Origin of the sequence: Thalassomonas sp. RHCl1, assembly GCF_947387555.1 — a bacterium.
Taxonomy (GTDB): domain Bacteria; phylum Pseudomonadota; class Gammaproteobacteria; order Enterobacterales; family Alteromonadaceae; genus Thalassomonas.
This window is the reverse complement of the sequence record NZ_CANDNZ010000002.1, coordinates 361,949-380,834: the sequence shown is the minus strand read 5'-3', so window position 1 is coordinate 380,834 and position 18,886 is coordinate 361,949. Positions and strand designations below refer to the sequence as shown.

Annotated in this window: 16 protein-coding genes; 5 read left to right on the top strand and 11 right to left on the bottom strand. The window is 47.2% G+C overall.

Features of this window, described 5'->3' with window-relative positions; all coding sequences use genetic code 11:
• Positions 1-118: 118 nt before the first annotated feature.
• From pyrF to QL234_RS07670, 10 genes are all read right to left on the bottom strand, one after another.
• Entirely contained in the window at positions 119-820 is a 702-nt protein-coding gene (pyrF, locus tag QL234_RS07715; protein ID WP_281557250.1) for an orotidine-5'-phosphate decarboxylase, read from the bottom strand.
• A gap of 55 nt (positions 821-875) precedes the next feature.
• Positions 876-2,045: a lipopolysaccharide assembly protein LapB gene (gene lapB, locus QL234_RS07710; protein ID WP_281557249.1), complete on the bottom strand. Its 1,170-nt coding sequence runs from the start codon at positions 2,043-2,045 to the stop codon at positions 876-878.
• A 6-nt stretch (positions 2,046-2,051) separates the two neighbouring features.
• Entirely contained in the window at positions 2,052-2,300 is a 249-nt protein-coding gene (locus QL234_RS07705) for a DUF1049 domain-containing protein (protein ID WP_281557248.1), read from the bottom strand.
• A 73-nt stretch (positions 2,301-2,373) separates the two neighbouring features.
• Positions 2,374-2,661 (bottom strand): integration host factor subunit beta, encoded by a 288-nt coding sequence (gene ihfB, locus QL234_RS07700; protein ID WP_281557247.1) that lies wholly within the window; start codon positions 2,659-2,661, stop codon positions 2,374-2,376.
• Between the two features lie 105 nt (positions 2,662-2,766).
• On the bottom strand, positions 2,767-4,431 hold the full coding sequence (gene rpsA / locus QL234_RS07695) for a 30S ribosomal protein S1 (protein ID WP_281557246.1): 1,665 nt from the start codon (positions 4,429-4,431) through the stop codon (positions 2,767-2,769).
• A 120-nt stretch (positions 4,432-4,551) separates the two neighbouring features.
• Positions 4,552-5,244, bottom strand: a complete 693-nt coding sequence (gene cmk / locus QL234_RS07690; RefSeq protein WP_281557245.1) for a (d)CMP kinase — start codon at positions 5,242-5,244, stop codon at positions 4,552-4,554.
• 4 nt (positions 5,245-5,248) lie between these two features.
• On the bottom strand, positions 5,249-6,580 hold the full coding sequence (aroA, locus tag QL234_RS07685) for a 3-phosphoshikimate 1-carboxyvinyltransferase (RefSeq protein WP_281557244.1): 1,332 nt from the start codon (positions 6,578-6,580) through the stop codon (positions 5,249-5,251).
• Between the two features lie 82 nt (positions 6,581-6,662).
• Positions 6,663-7,748: a 3-phosphoserine/phosphohydroxythreonine transaminase gene (gene serC, locus QL234_RS07680; RefSeq protein WP_281557243.1), complete on the bottom strand. Its 1,086-nt coding sequence runs from the start codon at positions 7,746-7,748 to the stop codon at positions 6,663-6,665.
• A 262-nt stretch (positions 7,749-8,010) separates the two neighbouring features.
• Positions 8,011-10,686, bottom strand: a complete 2,676-nt coding sequence (gyrA, locus tag QL234_RS07675) for a DNA topoisomerase (ATP-hydrolyzing) subunit A (RefSeq protein WP_281557242.1) — start codon at positions 10,684-10,686, stop codon at positions 8,011-8,013.
• 343 nt (positions 10,687-11,029) lie between these two features.
• Positions 11,030-11,584 (bottom strand): Mpo1-like protein, encoded by a 555-nt coding sequence (locus tag QL234_RS07670; RefSeq protein ID WP_281557241.1) that lies wholly within the window; start codon positions 11,582-11,584, stop codon positions 11,030-11,032.
• 227 nt (positions 11,585-11,811) lie between these two features.
• On the opposite strand from QL234_RS07670, the gene ubiG reads away from it, so the two are divergent.
• The 5 genes from ubiG to yfaE all read left to right on the top strand — a co-directional run bounded on the left by ubiG (position 11,812) and on the right by yfaE (position 17,517).
• Positions 11,812-12,519 carry a bifunctional 2-polyprenyl-6-hydroxyphenol methylase/3-demethylubiquinol 3-O-methyltransferase UbiG gene (ubiG, locus tag QL234_RS07665; RefSeq protein ID WP_281557240.1) on the top strand — a complete coding sequence of 236 codons (708 nt, stop codon included), beginning with the start codon at positions 11,812-11,814 and terminating at the stop codon, positions 12,517-12,519.
• Between the two features lie 2 nt (positions 12,520-12,521).
• The gene (locus QL234_RS07660; protein WP_281557239.1) at positions 12,522-13,187 is read left to right on the top strand and encodes an HAD-IA family hydrolase; all 666 of its coding nucleotides are present in this window, start codon (positions 12,522-12,524) and stop codon (positions 13,185-13,187) included.
• Between the two features lie 406 nt (positions 13,188-13,593).
• Positions 13,594-15,858, top strand: coding sequence for a class 1a ribonucleoside-diphosphate reductase subunit alpha (gene nrdA / locus QL234_RS07655; RefSeq protein WP_281557238.1), 2,265 nt, complete (start codon positions 13,594-13,596; stop codon positions 15,856-15,858).
• 121 nt (positions 15,859-15,979) lie between these two features.
• Complete coding sequence (gene nrdB / locus QL234_RS07650) at positions 15,980-17,110, top strand: class Ia ribonucleoside-diphosphate reductase subunit beta (protein ID WP_281557237.1); 1,131 nt, start codon at positions 15,980-15,982, stop codon at positions 17,108-17,110.
• Positions 17,111-17,154: 44 nt separating this feature from the next.
• The gene (yfaE, locus tag QL234_RS07645; RefSeq protein ID WP_281557236.1) at positions 17,155-17,517 is read left to right on the top strand and encodes a class I ribonucleotide reductase maintenance protein YfaE; all 363 of its coding nucleotides are present in this window, start codon (positions 17,155-17,157) and stop codon (positions 17,515-17,517) included.
• A gap of 13 nt (positions 17,518-17,530) precedes the next feature.
• Here yfaE and QL234_RS07640 read toward each other — a convergent pair whose 3' ends face one another.
• Positions 17,531-18,880 (bottom strand): diguanylate cyclase, encoded by a 1,350-nt coding sequence (locus QL234_RS07640; RefSeq protein ID WP_281557235.1) that lies wholly within the window; start codon positions 18,878-18,880, stop codon positions 17,531-17,533.
• Between the last annotated feature and the right edge of the window lie 6 nt (positions 18,881-18,886).

Sequence of the window (18,886 nt, the reverse complement as noted above, 5' to 3'; positions counted from 1 at the left end):
CCTTGTATTTGAAATATGCTCAAAGAGGGTTGAATAAGTGGCCGGTGAAATTGGCCACTTATTATTTTTAGAAGTATTTATTGCCTATGTCAAAAAGAAGTGAAACTTTAATCCGGCATCAACTATTGAGGGATTGATTAATATCTAACAGCACCTGATGCGGGTCGGCGGCTTTAGTGATCGGGCGGCCAACAACCAAATAATCAACCCCGGCGGCAACCGCCTGCTCAGGTGTCATAATACGTTTTTGATCATTGCTGGCAGCCCCTGCGGGACGAATGCCGGGAGTGATCAATTTAAACTCCTGACCAAAAGCGGCTTTTAACTTTTCGGCTTCCCAGGCAGAGCAAACAACACCGTCCAGACCGCATTCTTTGGTCAAGCCCGCCAGGCGCATGACCTGCTCCTCAGGGGAAACATCTATGCCTATGCCCTGTAAGTCTTCCCCGCCCATGCTGGTTAACACAGTAACGGCAATTAATAACGGCGCTTTATCGCCATAAGGGACTAAGGCTTCTTTTGCCTTAACCATCATTTCCTTACCGCCGCTGGCATGGACATTCACCATCCATACCCCTAAATCTGCTGCTGCGGCCACCGCTTTGGCTACGGTATTGGGAATATCATGGAATTTCAGATCCAAGAAAACATCAAAACCTTTGTCCACCAGCTCACGTACAAATTCAGGACCAAAATAAGTAAACATTTCCTTACCGACTTTTAACCGGCAATCATTGCTGTCAATTTTATCGACAAAAGACAAAGCCTGCGCTTTGTTATCAAAATCCAACGCAACCAGGACTTTTGCATCATTCATCATTTTTACCCTTGTGTATCCTAAAAACTAAACAAAACATCGCTCAAACGGGCGAAACCTACTCACCTTCAAGCCCGCGCACCGGTTTTAACTGCTCCCAACCATGACAGGAAGGACAAGACCAGTAATGGGTGCTGCTGTTAAAACCACAGGTATGGCAAGTATAACGGGGTCTCATATTTAAATAAGCCGAGATCAGCTCTTTAATCACATCAAGGCCTTCACTGGCATGATTATCCTCTGAATCTGTCATCTGCATTTTCACGAAATGCTTAAAACCGCGTATGGTCGGCCGGCGCTTGAGTGCCGACAATAAAAATTCTTTCGCTTTATTAACGCCGTATTTTGACTCCAGGTGGGTCAGATATTTCAGCAAGGCGCTGGAACTGCCGGTCTCTTCATAGACTTTTCGGATAAAAGTAAAAAACTCTTCTTCGATACCCTGATGCAGATAACAGGCATGCATAGGTTCGATAACCTCGGGGAAAAAATCCTTGTCCTGCTGGTAAATATCCCGGTAGCACTGGCTCGCTTCCCGGTATTGCCGGTGATTCTCATAAATCTGCGCCATCAGCCAGTTGGCACGGCAGGAATTGGGGTCATAACTTAAGGCATTTTCCAAAAGCTCCAGCACTTCAATAAATTCATCTTTCTCAAGCGCGGTTGTCGCCAGCTCGCAATAGAAATTTGCCAGGGTATGCAGCAAGCGTTTATCTTTGGTTTTAACGATGACTTTTTTTAAGGCAACCCCTTGCTGCCAGTCTTTGGTGGACTGAAAAATCTGCATCAGGTAAGTCAGGGCTTTCAACCCATAGGTCTTGGATTTTAATACTTTAGTAAACATTTTTTCAGCGCGATCATATAAACCGGCGCTTAAAAAATCTTTACCCAGTTCAAACACCGCCTGCTGCTTATCCTGGCTTGGCAGGTGGCTTTGTCTGACCAGGAATTCATGGACTTTTAATGCCCGGTCAAGCTCACCCCGACGGCGAAATAAATTGGCCATGGCAAAGTGAGCTTCCACGGTATCATCTTCTACCTTCAACGCCTCGATCAGGTAATCTATCGCTTTATCCTGCTGGTTGGAGAGTAAGTAATTTAAACCGGTGGAATATTTGATCGACAAGTCCTGCTTGGCACTTTGATCTTTTTGTTTAATGCTGTTGCGCCCCATAAACCAGCCATAGCCCATGGCAATGGGTAACAACAGAAATAAAAGCTCTAGCATATCTTATCAGCTAACCTTAATGTCTTCAGAGGATGATTTTTTACCGCCTAAAGCAGAGACAAACTTCCATAACAGAGCGGTGAGCAAACCTAAGAAAAAACCTATGCCGGTAAACAGGCTCACCATTTGTGCAACTGTTGGCTTTGCTACTGCGATCAAATAGTTAAGGTCAACAACCTGGTTATTCTGAGTGGCGAAGATAAAAGCAATAGCAAACAGGATCAAGATGAAGAAAGACAAGAGAACAATACGCAAACCAACCCCCATAAAAGTATGATTAAAAAAAACGGCATGCCGTAGCATGCCGTTGATTAGCTAAATTAAAAAATTAAGCATGGGAAAAGTTAACCCTTTCCCGTAATTCTTTACCGGGTTTAAAATGTGGAACATATTTCCCGGATAGCTCTACGGCATCGCCCGTTTTAGGGTTTCTGCCTACTCGAGGAGCACGAAAATGTAGCGAAAAACTACCAAATCCTCTTATTTCTATCCGCTCTCCTTTTGACAAAGATTGCGCCATCATTTCAAGAATTTCTTTAATAGCTTGTTCGACATCTTTAGCAGATAAATGATTTAATTTCTCTGCCAATCTTTCAATGAGTTCTGACTTGGTCATTCGACCTCCCAGTGATTCATTTAGCTTCGCGCCAATGGAGTTAAAACTTGAGGGGAAGCACTTCTCAAAGGTTGTGAAACCTTCCCCTCACCTGCCCGCTAAAAATTAGTTTTTAGCGTTTTTGAATGCTTCGGCCATAGCATTTGAGAAACCAGCGTCTTCGCTCTTGTTAAGGCTTTCCATAGCTTGACGTTCGTCAGCCTGGTCTTTCGCTTTAACAGATAAGCTGATAGTGCGGTTCTTACGATCTACACCAACAAACTTAGTTTCTACTGTGTCACCAACAGATAATTCTGTAGTGGCATCTTCAACACGGTCAACTGAAATATCAGCAGCACGTAAGTAACCTTCAACGCCTTCGGCTAATTCTACTTTAGCACCTTTGGCATCTACTTCGATGACCTTACCAGTAACAATAGCACCTTTTTTGTTATCTGTCAGATACATATTGAACGGATCGTCTTCGGCTTGTTTAACGCCTAAAGAGATACGCTCGCGCTCTGGGTCAACCTGAAGGACAACAGCTGTGATCTCGTCACCTTTCTTGTATTCACGAACAACTTCTTCACCGCCGTTCCAAGAAATATCAGATAAGTGAACCAGACCGTCAATGCCGCCGTCAAGGCCGATGAAGATACCGAAGTCAGTGATTGACTTGATCTTACCGCTAACTTTGTCACCTTTGTTGAAGTTCTTAGCGAACTCTTCCCAAGGGTTCGGGATGCATTGCTTAAGACCAAGAGAAATACGACGACGCTCTTCGTCAATTTCAAGCACCATAACTTCAACAGTGTCACCCAGGTTAACAACCTTAGATGGGTGGATGTTTTTGTTAGTCCAATCCATTTCAGAAACGTGAACAAGACCTTCAACGCCTTCCTGGATTTCAACGAAACAACCGTAGTCGGTCAGGTTAGTGATACGGCCAGAAAGCTTAGAACCTTCCGGGTAACGGTTAGCAATAGCTACCCATGGATCTTCGCCTAACTGCTTCATACCCAGAGATACACGGGTACGCTCACGGTCGAACTTAAGTACTTTAACTTGGATTTCATCGCCAACGTTAACGATTTCACTTGGGTGCTTAACGCGCTTCCAAGCCATGTCGGTGATGTGTAATAAGCCGTCAATGCCGCCAAGATCTACGAACGCACCGTAGTCAGTCAGGTTCTTAACGATACCTTTAACTTCTTGACCTTCTTGCAGAGACTCTAATAATTGATCACGTTCTTCACTGCTTTCGTTTTCGATAACAGCGCGACGAGAAACAACAACGTTATTACGCTTTTGATCAAGCTTAATAACTTTGAATTCTAAATCTTTACCTTCAAGGTGAGCTGTGTCACGTACAGGACGTACATCAACCAGTGAACCAGGTAAGAAAGCACGGATGTTGCTCACTTCAACAGTGAAACCGCCTTTAACTTTACCATTGATAACACCGATAACAGTCTCTTTTTCTTCGTAAGCTTTTTCAAGCACTTGCCAAGCTTCGTGGCGTTTTGCTTTTTCACGAGAAAGGATAGTTTCACCGAAACCGTCATCCGTTGCATCTAATGCAACATCGATTTCATCACCGATGTTAATTTCTACTTCACCAGCCGTGTTCTTGAACTGGTCGATAGAAATAACACTTTCAGATTTTAAGCCGGCGTCAACAATAACATTGTCTTTGTTGATGGCTACCACGGTTCCTTTGATAATAGAACCTGGACGTGTTTCGATCTCTTTTAAACTTTCTTCAAAAAGTTGTGCAAAATTTTCAGTCATAACCTGTGTATATACTCAGTTATTAATCCAATCAACTTGCCTGTGTCATGGGGTTATTGATAAAGCCTTATGCATCCTTACAATAGGCGTATGTTTGTACTCTTAATAATACAATTAAAATTAAGAGGCTTTGTCCTGCGTTAATTTCTCATTGGTAAATGAGAGGATTTTATTCACCACTTCTTGTATCGAAAGGCTAGTAGAATCAACTGTTAACGCACCTTCTGCCGGCACTAACGGCGCAACCGGACGGGTACGATCCCGCTCGTCTCGCTGACGTATGTCATCCAAAAGGCGCCCGATTTTAACATCAAAGCCTTTTTCTTTCAACTGTTTAAATCGCCGCTCCGCTCTTTCTTCCGCACTGGCGGTGAGAAAAACCTTCACCGGGGCATCGGGGAAAACCACAGTGCCCATGTCCCGCCCATCGGCTACAAGACCCGGAGACATCTTAAAAGCGCGCTGGCGCCTGAGCAATGCCTCCCTCACCCGTGGAAACGCCGCCACTTTAGAGGCCAGTTCGCCAATTTCTTCGGTACGGATGGAGTGGGTAACATTCTCCCCTTCAAGGATGATTTTGACCTCTTCACCGGTGACTTCAAACTGCACATCTAAATGCGCCGCCATCGGGATCAGGGGCTCTTCCTCTTCGACACTGACATTATGGTGCTGGATTGCAACCGCCAGCACCCGGTAGATGGCGCCGCTGTCAAGCAGGTGCCAGCCGAGCTGGTCGGCGATAATTTTCGCAACCGTGCCCTTACCGGCGCCACTGGGACCGTCAACGGTAATTACGGGGATTTGTTCGTTCATTTGATTATTCCTGATTTAGCGACAGGCCAACTTGATTTGCCAAAGTTACAAAGTTTGGAAATGAAGTGGCGACGTTATCACAATCCAATATCGTGACCGCACCGGTCGCTCTTAATGAGCTGATAGCAAACGACATGGCGATACGGTGATCATCCTGGCTGTCCACTGTGCCAGAAGTGATTTGTCCACCGATAATATCAATACCATCGTCATATACCGTACAGTTTATATCTAAAATGGTTAAACCATCAGCCATCGCCTGTATGCGATCACTTTCTTTAACTCTTAATTCTTCTGCCCCGCGCAAACGTGTGGTGCCGCTCGCGCAAGCCGCGGCAATAAATATAGCGGGGAATTCATCAATGGCAAGAGGAACATCACTTTCATTGATGTCAATACCTTGTAAATTCGATGCTTTTACCAGGATATCGGCGACCGGCTCCCCACCCGCCATACGTTCGTTCATCACACTAAGATCGCCGTTCATTTGTTTCAAAATATTAATCGCGCCGATACGGGTCGGGTTCATGCCAACATTTTTGATGGTTATTTGACCTTCTTTGGCAATAAGGCCCGCTACCATAAAGAAAGTAGCCGATGAAATATCGCCCGGTACCTGGATATCACAGGCTTTAAGCTTATGACCCCCTTCGATAGAAATCTTATTGCCTTCAACGGTTACCGGGTAACCAAAAGCGGTCAGCATACGCTCGGTATGATCCCGGGTAATGCCCGGCTCGGTAACACTGGTGGTACCGTTTGCGTACATACCGGCAAGCAAGACACAGGATTTCACCTGGGCGCTGGCCATAGGCAAGTCATAATGAATCGCGTTTAACTGCTGATCTTGCCCCAGCGCCTGGGTAACCACAGGCGGGGTACCATCGCTGGCGGCATCAATATTGGCGCCCATCTGCTTTAACGGCGTGATCACCCGGCCCATAGGACGTTTGTTCAACGAACTGTCACCGGCCATGCTGGTGCCAAATCGCTGACCGGCCAAAATTCCCGATAACAGGCGAATAGATGTGCCTGAATTGCCGATATCCAGCGGCTGTTCAGGCGCCGTCAAGCCGTGCAGTCCCTTACCGTAAACCGTCACATTTTGCTCAGCATCCGGCCCTTCAATTTCAATGCCCATGGCTTTAAAGCTGTTCATGGTAGCAAGACAATCCTGTCCCGGTAAAAAGCCGGAAATATGGGTTGTGCCTTCGGCCAGTGCGCCGAACATGATAGAGCGATGAGAAACCGATTTATCACCGGGAACAGTGATCTCTCCGTTGACGACATTAGCGGGGGTGGCGATAAAACTAAGCGATGTTGATTCTTGTGACATGTTTTTTCCAGATTATTGTTTATAAGTACTGTTTACTCTTGTTTGTTGCTGCTTGTTGATTATTTTTTGTCGTTTACTGCCTTTAACTTTGCTCTGCGGCAAATTTATCCATAAAGGCGACCAGGGCTTTAACCCCTTCAATCGGCATGGCGTTGTAAATGCTGGCACGCATTCCCCCCACCATACGGTGCCCCTTAAGGGCCAGCAAACCGTGTTTTTCGGCTTGCGCTAAAAACTGGCTATTGAGACTTTCATCTTTAAGCCAAAACGGCACATTCATTAAGCTGCGCTGCTCAGGGGTAACGTTATTATAATAAAAGCCGCTGTTATCTATATATTGATACAATAGTTTCGCTTTGGCCTGATTGCGCTTGGCAATTTCCGCCACGCCGCCTAAGTCTTTAAGCCACTGAAATACCAGGCCGGCTAAATACCAGGCATAAGTTGGCGGAGTATTATACATGGAATCATTTTCTGCCAGCAGCTGGTAATTCATGATAGCCGGTGTACCTTTAGCCGCATTGCCGAGTAAATCTTCACGGACAATGACTAAGGTTAACCCCGACGGACCGATATTTTTCTGTGCTCCGGCATAAATGAGGCCAAATTTTGTCACATCAATTTCATGAGACAAAATGGTCGATGACATATCGGCGACAATCGGCACACCGTGAGTTTCGGGCAAATCAAAAATTTCAATACCGTCTACGGTTTCATTGGGACAAAAATGCACATAAGCAGCATCCTGATTTAATTGCCAGTCTTGCGGCGCCAGTACGCTTTTGCTGTCTGTCTGCTCTTGGGTGATATCGAGAATATTGATCTCACCATACTGGGCTGCTTCTTTCGCCGCCGCTTTAGACCAGGAGCCGGAAACGATATAATCTGCCGATTTTCCCGGCTTAAGCAGGTTTAAAGGTACGGCAGAGAACTGCCCGCGGCCGCCGCCATGGCAAAAGAGTACTTTGTAATTTTCAGGGATATTGAGTAACTGGCGTAAATCTGCCTCAGCCTGGCTGGCCAGGGCAACGAATTCCTTACTGCGATGACTTAATTCCATCACCGAGCAGCCTGTGTCCTGCCAGTTAATAAACTCTTGCTGAGCCTTAGTCATCACCTCATGGGGTAACATGGCCGGCCCCGCACAAAAATTAAAAATACCAGACATATAACGCAATTATCCTCTGTTAATAGTGTTTTGCTTTTTCTTCGTTATCTTCAAAAGAGTCTTAAAAAAGTTACCAAAATTTTCGCCAAAGCTAAATACCACTTATCTCACTTATCATCTTACTCAGCTAATGCTGTCAAGTCAGCGATAACAGCAAAGATGAAAGTGTCATCCCTCTTCATCCGTGAAGCCATGACATACATTACCTCCTGTAAATAAAAAAGGGCGGTAATCCGCCCTTAATCCTTCTTCGTTGCGGTGATTATTCCTCTTCACCGCCGCTGAGCGCTTCACCGTCATTTTCAGCAGCGCCCTGCTCGGCTGAAACATCTGTGACTTCGGCTGAAGACTGGGCAGCTTCTTCACCCGCTTGCTCGCTTTCTTCGATTTCATCGATGCGCTGCAAGGCCACCACATGTTCGTCGTCCGCGGTACGGATCAAACGTACCCCCTGGGTATTACGGCCGATAACGCTGACCTCATTCACCCGGGTGCGTACCAGAGTACCGTTATCGGTGATCAGCATAATTTCATCCTGCTCTTCCACCTGCACCGCGCCGACAACAGGGCCGTTACGTTCACTGACCTTAATGGAAACCACACCTTTAGTGGCACGGCTCTTGGCCGGATATTCTTCCAGCTCGGTACGTTTACCAAAGCCGTTCTGGGTTACCGTCAGTACCGGCCCTTCGTTATGAGGCACGATAAGTGAGACCACTTTCTCGTCACCTTCAAGCTTCATGCCGCGTACCCCGGTGGCATTACGGCCAACCGGTTTAACAACGAAGTTCTCATCATCCGGATTTTTCTTGCCTTCGGTAAAACGTACCACCTTACCGGCATCGGAGAACAACATGATATCGTTGTCGCCGTTAGTGATGTCGACCCCGATCAGGGTATCGTCTTCACGTAAGTTAATGGCAATAATACCGTTGGCGCGCGGACGGGAATATTCCGTCAAGCGGGTTTTCTTCACCGTACCCGATGCCGTTGCCATAAAGATATATTTATCTTCTTCGTATTCGCGTACCGGCAAGATGGCGGTAATGCGTTCGTTATCTTCTAACGGCAAGATGTTAACAATCGGACGGCCACGGGCCGTTCTGCTTGCCAGCGGCAACTGGAACACTTTTAACCAGTACATGCGTCCCCGGTTGGAGAAACATAAAATAGTATCATGGGTATTAGCTACCAGCAGACGTTCGATGAAATCTTCTTCCTTCATCTTAGTGGCTGCCTTACCCTTACCGCCACGGCGCTGGGCTTCATAATCGGTTAATGCCTGATATTTGACATAACCTTCATGGGACAGGGTCACCACAACATCTTCTTCGTTGATCAAGTCTTCCATGGAAAGATCATGGGAAGCAGAGCTTATCTCGGTACGACGCTCATCACCAAAATCATCACGGATCACTTCCAGCTCTTCGCGAATAACTTCCATCAAACGCTCAGGAGAGGCAAGAATATGCATCAATTCAGCAATAAGGTCTAATAACGCTTTGTACTCACTTAGAATTTTTTCATGTTCTAAGCCGGTTAACTTATGCAGCCTTAAGTCCAGGATCGCCTGGGCTTGCTGAATGGTTAAGTAATACTGACCGTCACGGATCCCAAATTCAGGCTCCAGCCACTCAGGACGTGCGGCATCATTACCTGCAGCGCTAAGCATATCGGCAACATTACCTAAGGCCCAGCCACGGGAAACCAAGGCTTCCTTGGCATCACTTGGCGACGGTGAGTTTTTAATGAGTTCAATAATCGGATCGATATTCGCTAATGCAATCGACAAACCTTCTAAGATATGTGCGCGCTCACGGGCTTTACGCAATTCAAAGATGGTCCGGCGGGTCACCACTTCACGGCGGTGCAAGACAAAAGCTTCGAGCATTTCTTTGATGTTGAACAGTTTCGGCTGGCCGTTTGCCAGTGCCACCATATTCAAACCAAAAGAAACCTGCATTTGTGTCAGCTTATAAAGGTTGTTTAATACCACCTCGCCAACTTCGCCGCGCTTAACTTCAATCACCATGCGCATGCCGTCTTTATCCGACTCGTCGCGCAGGGCGGAAATGCCTTCAATGCGTTTTTCTTTAACCAGTTCCGCCATTTTTTCAATCAGGCGTGCCTTGTTCACCTGGTAAGGTAATTCGTGAACAATAATGGTTTCTTTACCCGAAGCTTCGTTGACTTCAATTTCAGCACGGGCGCGAATTTTTATCTTACCGCGGCCGGTGCGATAGGCTTCTTGAATGCCGGCACGGCCACTGATGATACCCGCGGTCGGGAAATCTGGTCCCGGGATATGCTCCATAATTTCTTCAATAGAAATATCACTGTTATCAATCAGCGCCAGACAACCATTGATTACTTCGGTTAAGTTATGGGGCGGTATGTTAGTCGCCATGCCCACGGCAATACCCGAAGTACCGTTTACCAGCAAGTTAGGAATGCGGGTCGGCATTACCGCCGGTATATGTTCGGTGCCGTCGTAGTTAGGCACGAAATCAACGGTTTCTTTATCTAAGTCCGCCAGGATGGAATGGGCAATTTTTGCCATGCGGATTTCGGTATAACGCATCGCCGCGGCAGAATCACCGTCAACCGAGCCGAAGTTACCTTGTCCGTCAACCAACATGTAACGTAAAGAGAATGGCTGCGCCATCCTGACGATTGTGTCATAAACAGCGGTATCACCATGCGGGTGATATTTACCGATAACGTCACCAACTACACGGGCAGACTTTTTATATGCTTTATTCCAGTCGTTGCCCAAGACGTTCATGGCGTATAATACGCGGCGGTGAACGGGTTTGAGGCCATCGCGTACATCTGGAAGTGCACGCCCGACAATTACGCTCATGGCGTAATCTAAGTATGAGGTTTTAAGCTCATCTTCAATATTAACTGGAACTATTTCTTTAGCCAGATCGGTCATAAATCGACGGTATCCCTTAAATCAGAAAATTTTCGAACTTATTATTCTTAATCGACTGGGGATATTAGCACAAAAGTTTGGTCGGCAATACTGCTTTGTGAGGGATAATTTTAACTCTGGTTTCCCGGTGGAAAAATCGCTGGTTTTATCGGCAAGGCACAAACATAATTCACTGATAAAAAAGGGAATAAACCTTAAGAGGGTAGGAAAGTTTTTTTTGCTCTTTATATGACGATACTGCGATAAAAAGCAGGAAAAGGTTAGAATTTAACCGCAATGGGCTGCGGGAGCTGTGCTCTTACCCGGCCAAAGCATAGCCCGGCCGGGAACAGCGACTATAAACTTATGCTTTTGCCTGCTCCAGCAGGTGACGTTTCTCCACCGCCTGCTCATGAATATCTTTCGCCATCGCCTTATTGAGTCCCAGGATAAAATAAATTTCGGCAATTAAAAACAGCGGCCCTATCAACAGCTGATTTAAATCATCAATAAAAGCGGGTTTGGCTTTTTCAAAACCATGGCCGATAAATTGAAAAACCCAACCGACAAAAAAGGTAACTCCCGCCAGCACGTAGCTGCCCTCCCCTTGAGCAACTTGGTGCGCACCATAAAAAATAGGGAAGAAACAAACCAGTATCATCAGCGCCAGGGGAATATGCAGAATAAAGTAATACACCATAACAGCTGCTGCAATGGCTAAGGCCAGGGTAAAGCGATAATCGCCGTTGATAAAATCAGGCAGGCTAGCGGCATCTAATGACACCTCAAAGGTGACCGTGCTCAGCACCAGGGCAATCGCGAAGATGATCAGCGGAATACCGATAAAATGGGTAATGATATTGTTGCGGTTAAGATGGACGCTTTTATAATTGGCCAGTTGCTCTGTGATTGTTTTCATTATCTATAAACTTATGTTCGTGAGTCTGCATATTAATTTATGAGCCCCCTATAATAAAAGCAATGGTAAATTCACCCCAAATCCATTGGTTTTTGTGCCGCAATACAGCAAAGCAAACGAATAAAACCCTTTCGCCACTAGATAACAATTTCTTGATGTTAATCACTAGGTTTGCCGACAAGTTTGGTTTAGAATCCTCTCATCTATCAATAAATGCTAAACCCTACATGTCAGAATCAATCAATGTAAACCCGGATGAAATCGCGAAATTTGAAAAAGTTGCCAGCCAGTGGTGGGACTTAAGCGGAGATTTTAAACCCCTGCATCAAATTAATCCGCTGCGCCTGCAGTTTATTACGCAACATCTGGGTGATATCTTCGGCAAAAAGATCATTGATGTCGGTTGTGGCGGCGGCATACTCGCCGAAAGCCTGGCCAAATTAGGCGGTGATGTTACCGGTATCGATATGGGGGAAGAGCCCCTTAAGGTCGCCAAGTTACATGCCCTGGAAGGAGGCGTTACCGTTAATTACCAGAAAATTACCGCCGAGGCCCAGGCGCAAAGCCAGCCAGAAACCTATGATGTGGTCACCTGTATGGAAATGCTCGAGCATGTCCCGGATCCCGCTTCCATTGTCAGAGCCTGTAGCGATATGGTCAAACCCGGCGGCCTGGTGTTTTTCTCCACCTTAAATAAATCCGTTAAAGCCTATTTACTGGCGATTGTCGCAGCAGAAAAATTATTCAAGCTGGTGCCGGACGGCACCCATGACCATGATAAATTTATCCGCCCTTCAACCTTGATTTCCTGGGCAGAGGCTAGCGAACTAAAATGTATCGATGCCACCGGCATCCATTATAATCCGCTGACGGAAAACCATAAGCTGGCCCCGGGACTGGATGTTAACTACCTGTTGTGCTGTAGGAAGCTGTGATCATGACCAAGAACAACCGCTACCAAGGGGTGCTGTTTGATCTCGACGGCACCCTGCTCGATACCGCCAATGATTTAGGCGCAGCACTAAACCATGTGCTTGAACAGCATGACATGCCCAAGGTCCCGCCAGAGGCTTTTCGCCCGGTGGCCTCCGACGGCGCCAAAGGTTTGCTCGAACTCGGTTTCGGCGATGCCCTGACCGAATTAGATTACGAGCAGCTGCGCCAGCAGTTTTTACGCTATTACCGTGAAAACATTGCCAAACATACCTGCTTTTACCAGGGCATAGCCCCGTTATTAACGGCTTTAAACGAGCATGACATTCCCTGGGGCGTAGTGACCAACAAACCTATCGCCCTGACACAAAAACTGCTGCCCCATTATCCGCTGTTCGCACATTGCGCCGTGACGGTAGGCGGCGACAGTTTGGCGCAGCGTAAGCCGCACCCGGCGCCGTTATTATATGCCAGCGAGCAGCTTGCCCTCCCTCCAGAGCAATGCGTCTATGTCGGTGATGCCCTGCGGGATATCCAGGCAGGAAATGACGCTAAAATGGCCACTATAGTGGCGCAATGGGGTTATATTGCCGACACGGGTGTGTGCCGTTCATGGCAGGCGGATTTACTCGCCGAAGATCCGGCACAAATTCTGGCGTTTATTTTATAACCAGGTTGGTTAAACAAAGAACAATTAAAAGTAAGCTTTTGTAAAATAGGTGTTTTAACATTTTTATTTCAACAAGTGATAAAAAATAACTGAACTTAGTTCAAAATAATTATAGAGAAGAAATTAAGACAAAATAATCGTTGCGTTTACTAAATATCAAAATAAAACAGATGTGCTAAGTTAGTTACTACTAACATGTTTTTTGAGAGCAACATTTTAGAAAAATGCAAGGGATTTTTAGGCTTGCAATAGCCTTAAAACCTCATTATCTTGTGATGAATTTTTCAAACACCCCTATATATTGTGCATTAGTTATTCAGCAAATTTATTCAAAAAATTCGCAGAAGACTTTTTTTCGCCGCTATAAACGGGTAATTAAAACAATAATTGGCTTTACGGGTATTTCATGAACAGTAATCTTTTTGTAACGAAACGAAATGGTGAAAAAGAACTCATTGATTTAGAAAAAATCCATCGGGTGATCACCTGGGCGGCGGAAGGCCTGGATCAGGTATCAGTCTCACAAGTTGAATTAAAATCACATATTCAGTTTTATGACGGTATCAAGACCGAAGATATTCATGAAACCATCATCAAGGCAGCTGCCGATCTGATCTCCGAAGAAGCCCCTGATTATCAGTACCTGGCCGCCCGCCTTGCCGTTTTCCACTTGCGTAAAAAAGCCTATGGCCAGTTTGAACCGCCTAAACTCTACGATCAGGTAGTGAAAATGGTGGAAGCTGGCAAATACGACCAGCACCTGCTCAGCGATTATACCGAAGCTGAATTTGCCCAGATGGAAAGCTTTATCGACCATAGCCGGGATCTTGATTTCAGCTATGCCGCTGTTAAACAGCTTGAAGGTAAATATCTGGTGCAAAACCGGGTCAGCGGTGAAATTTATGAAAGCGCGCAATTTCTTTATATCCTGGTTGCCGCCTGCTTATTTGCCAAATACTCTAAAGACACCCGGTTAACTTATGTGGAAAATTTCTATCACGCCATTTCCACCTTTAAGCTGTCATTGCCGACCCCTATTATGTCCGGCGTACGTACCCCGACCCGTCAGTTCTCTTCTTGTGTGCTGATTGAATGTGCCGACAGCCTGGACTCGATTAATGCCACCTCAAGTGCGATCGTAAAATATGTGTCGCAGCGTGCCGGGATCGGTATTAATGCCGGCCGTATCCGTGCCCTGGGCAGTAATATCCGTAACGGTGAAGCCTTCCACACCGGCTGTATCCCGTTTTATAAGCATTTCCAGACGGCAGTAAAAAGCTGTTCGCAAGGCGGTGTTCGCGGCGGCGCAGCCACCTTGTTCTACCCGTTATGGCACCTGGAAGTCGAAAGCCTGCTGGTGTTGAAAAACAACCGCGGTGTTGAAGAAAACCGTGTCCGCCACTTAGATTACGGCGTGCAATTTAACAAGCTGATGTACCAGCGCCTGATCAAAGGGGAATCTATCACTTTGTTCAGCCCGAGCGATGTACCCGGCCTTTACGAAGCTTTCTTTGCCGATCAGGATAAATTCGAAGAACTTTACTGCAAGTACGAACAGGATGATTCCATCCGTAAAAAGCGTATCAAGGCGATTGAATTGTTTACCCTGTTTGCCCAGGAACGTGCCAGCACCGGCCGTATCTATCTGCAAAACGTCGACCACTGCAACACCCACACGCCGTTTGAGCCAACAGTAGCCCCGATTCGCCAGAGTAACTTATGCCTGGAAATCGCCCTGCCGACCAAACCGATGGAAGATGTTAACGATCCCGACGGCGAAATTGCCTTATGTACCCTGTCCGCCTTTAACTTAGGCGCCATCGACTCCCTCGATGAGTTAGAAGGCCTGGCAGATCTGGCGGTACGCGCCCTGGACAGCCTGCTCGACTACCAGGACTACCCGGTACCGGCAGCGTTAAATGCCACCATGGGGCGCCGTACCTTAGGTATAGGTGTGATTAACTTTGCCTATTACCTGGCGAAAAACGGCGTGTATTACTCCAACGGCAGTGCCAACAACCTGACTCACCGCACTTTTGAAGCGATACAGTATTACCTGCTCAAAGCATCAAATGAACTGGCAAAAGAGCAAGGTGCCTGTCCTAAGTTTAACGAAACCCGCTTGTCCCAGGGCATCTTACCGGTTGATACCTATAAGAAAGATATCGATAACATCACCAATGAGCCGCTGCACCTTGACTGGGAAGGCCTGCGTGAGAGCATTAAAGCGCACGGAGTAAGAAACTCTACCGTATCGGCACTGATGCCGTCGGAAACCTCGTCGCAGATTTCCAATGCCACTAACGGTATCGAGCCGCCGCGAGGCTTGATCAGCATCAAGGCCAGTAAAGACGGGATCTTAAAGCAGGTTGTACCTGAGTATCAGCGCCTGAAGGATAACTATGAATTGTTATGGAATATCCCCAGCAATGAAGGTTACCTGGAACTGGTGGGCATCATGCAGAAATTTGTTGACCAGACTATTTCCGCCAACACCAATTATGATCCCGCCCGTTTCGAAGGGGGCAAGGTACCGGTTAAGCAGATCCTCAAGGATATTTTAACCGCCTACAAGCTTGGGGTGAAAACCATGTATTATCACAATACCCGGGACGGCGCCAGCGATCAGGGACAAGACGACGGCTGTGAAGGCGGTGCGTGTAAGATCTAAGCCAGCGAAAACCCGCAACTCAGGTTGCGGGTTTTACACGCTAAAGAGACCATAAGCTGCAAACGTTACGCAATTTTTTGATTTTTCTATCTCCCCCGGGGGAGATTTCCAGGAGTATTTAATGTCGTACACCACATTCAATCAAACGCCCAACAATGCCTTGTTAGAGCCTATGTTTATGGGGAACAGCGTTAATGTTTCCCGTTATGACCAGCAAAGGTATCAGGCATTTGAAAAGTTGATTGAAAAACAACTTTCTTTTTTCTGGCGCCCGGAAGAAATCGATGTTTCCAAAGACAGGGCCGACTGGCAAAGCCTGACCGCCTCGGAAAAACATATTTTTATTTCCAACCTGAAATACCAGACCCTGCTCGACTCCATGGCGGCCCGCTCCGTCAATGCCGTGCTGCTACCGCTGGTTTCCCTGCCGGAAGTAGAAACTTGGGTGGAAACCTGGGCTTTTAGTGAAACCATTCACTCGCGCTCCTACACCCATATTTTACGTAACCTGTTTACCGATCCCAGTGAAGTATTTGACGATATCGTGGTTAATCCTGCGATATTAAAGCGAGCCACCAGCATCGCCAAATATTTTGATGACGTCATCCTCACCACTCAGCTGCTGCAATCCCAGGGAGAAGGCAGCTATAAAGTTGACGGGAAAACCCTTGAGGTTTCAGAGCGTAAACTCAAAGAGCGGTTATTCCTGGCGATTTGTTCGGTCAATGCCCTGGAAGCGATACGCTTTTATGTCAGCTTTGCCTGTTCCTTTGCTTTTGCCGAGCGGGAACTACTCGAAGGCAATGCCAAGATCATTAAACTCATTGCCCGCGATGAAGCCCTGCACCTGACCGGCACCCAGCATATCCTTAATAACTGGATGTCGGGCAAAGACGACCCGGAAATGCAGGAAATCTCAGAGCAAATGAAAGATCAGGCGCTGCAGATTTTCCTTGATGTTGTCGACCAGGAAAAGGAATGGGCCCAATACCTGTTTAAAGACGGCTCTATGATCGGCCTCAACGCCGAAATCTTAAACCAGTATATCGAATACATCTCCAGCCAGCGCCTGGCGGCTATCGGCCTGACCAGCCCCTTTACCATCAAGAGCAATCCCCTGCCCTGGATGAATGCTTACCTGGTCAGCGATAATGTCCAGGTGGCGCCGCAGGAAACGGAAATTTCCAGCTACCTGGTGGGACAAGTAGACTCTGCGGTGTCTTCCGATGATTTTGATGATTTTGATCTCTAAGTGCCTGTCCCGCCCGGGCAAACACCGGGGCAGCCGCGATCATCATGAGTAAACCGGAAACACTTTGCCTGAGCGAAGCAAAGCCACCTGACGCCGGCGGGCAACTGCACGGCGCAAAACCCCAGGTACGGGCACAAGCAGAAGAGCCAAAAGCGCCGGTGATCAGCGTTGAAGGAAAGGACATCGCCTGCACCGAGCAATACCCCAGCATCCTTGAGTGCCTTGAGGATGCCGATCTGGAAGTACATTATCATTGCCGCGACGGATTTTGCGGCGCCTGCCGGGTCACCCTGCACCGGGGCCAGGTGGTTTACCCTCAGGGGGAGCCGCTGGCGTTTGTCGGCGAAGGAGAAATATTAACCTGCTGCTCCTTGCCGGTCACCGATATCAAAATAGAGCTCGACTAAAATCCGGCGGCAACTAGCTGCTGACCTTATGCAGCTGCTCTGCCAGCTCCTGCTCGATACCTGCCATCACCTTGATTAATTCTGCCGCCACCCCCTCAAACAACAGCTGGTATTGATCTTTTTCTCCGCCGCTGATGGCATTGTCCAGGGCTTTGGCCCGTTCAAACAGCGCCATGGCGCCAACCGAGCTTGCAACCCCTTTCAAGGTATGAGCCAGATGTTTTGCCGTGGCATTGTCTTTGGCTGACAGGGCCGATTGCAGCTTTTCCTTATCGTCATGATGATCCTGGTAAAACATCACCAGTATCTCCTTAAACAGGCTTTTATCGCCAAGCACATTACCCAGGCCGATTTTCTGATCTATGCCGGGAAATTCCTGTGACTGGGGTACTTGCGGCGCAGGTTCTTCATCATTCATAGTATCAATATAATCGATCAACGGCGCTTGTGTTTCATTAATTTGCTGCAGCTTGTCGGCATCAATAATTTTATTGCGGCCGGTGTTTTTTGCCTCATATAAGCCCAGATCTGCCCGGCGGATCAGATCATCTAACCCGGGGGAAGCAAGGGTCGTTGACGCCACCCCGATACTGACGCTAACAAACAAGGGTTCTTGCTCCTGTTTGCCGGGCAAGATGGCGTGCTGCTCAAGGCAAAGGCGGAACCGCTCACAGGCATTGATGGCTTCTTCTATCGCCGTATCGGGAAAGCACACGGCAAATTCTTCTCCCCCGAGACGGCCAAGAATATCATACTCCCTGAAAACCTTGCCCATCAGCTGGGTATATTCTACCAGCACCTTATCACCGGCTTCATGACCGTAGTTATCATTAACCTGTTTAAATAAATCAATATCAAACATGGCCAGTACCAGGCCGGACTTTTGCCGCATGGATTCGGTAAAAGCTTTACTTGCCAGCTCATAAAAGCGGCCACGGTTATTAATACCGGTTAAAAAGTCTGTGGTGGCCAGAATTTCCAGCTCGCGGTTTTTTTCCATCAAGCGCAAAGAAGTCCGTATCCTGGCCAGCAAGACTTTGGCAATATAAGGCTTAGTGACATAATCATCCGCCCCCAGCTCCAGCGCCGAAACAATTTCATCTTCACCGTCGGCAGCCGATAACATGATCACCGGGATATGCTGCAGTGCTTCCTTCTTTTTGATCACTTCCAACGCTGCCATCCCCGTGATGCCGGGCATATACATATCCAGTAAAATCAGATCGAAGTGCTCTTTTTCCAGGAGTCTCAGCGCGCTGTCTGCCGCATCTGTGGTCATGACCTGGTAGCCTTCGGCGCTGAGATCAAACTCAAGCAGCAACAAGGTATCCTTGGCGTCATCTACCGCTAATATCTTATACATGGTATT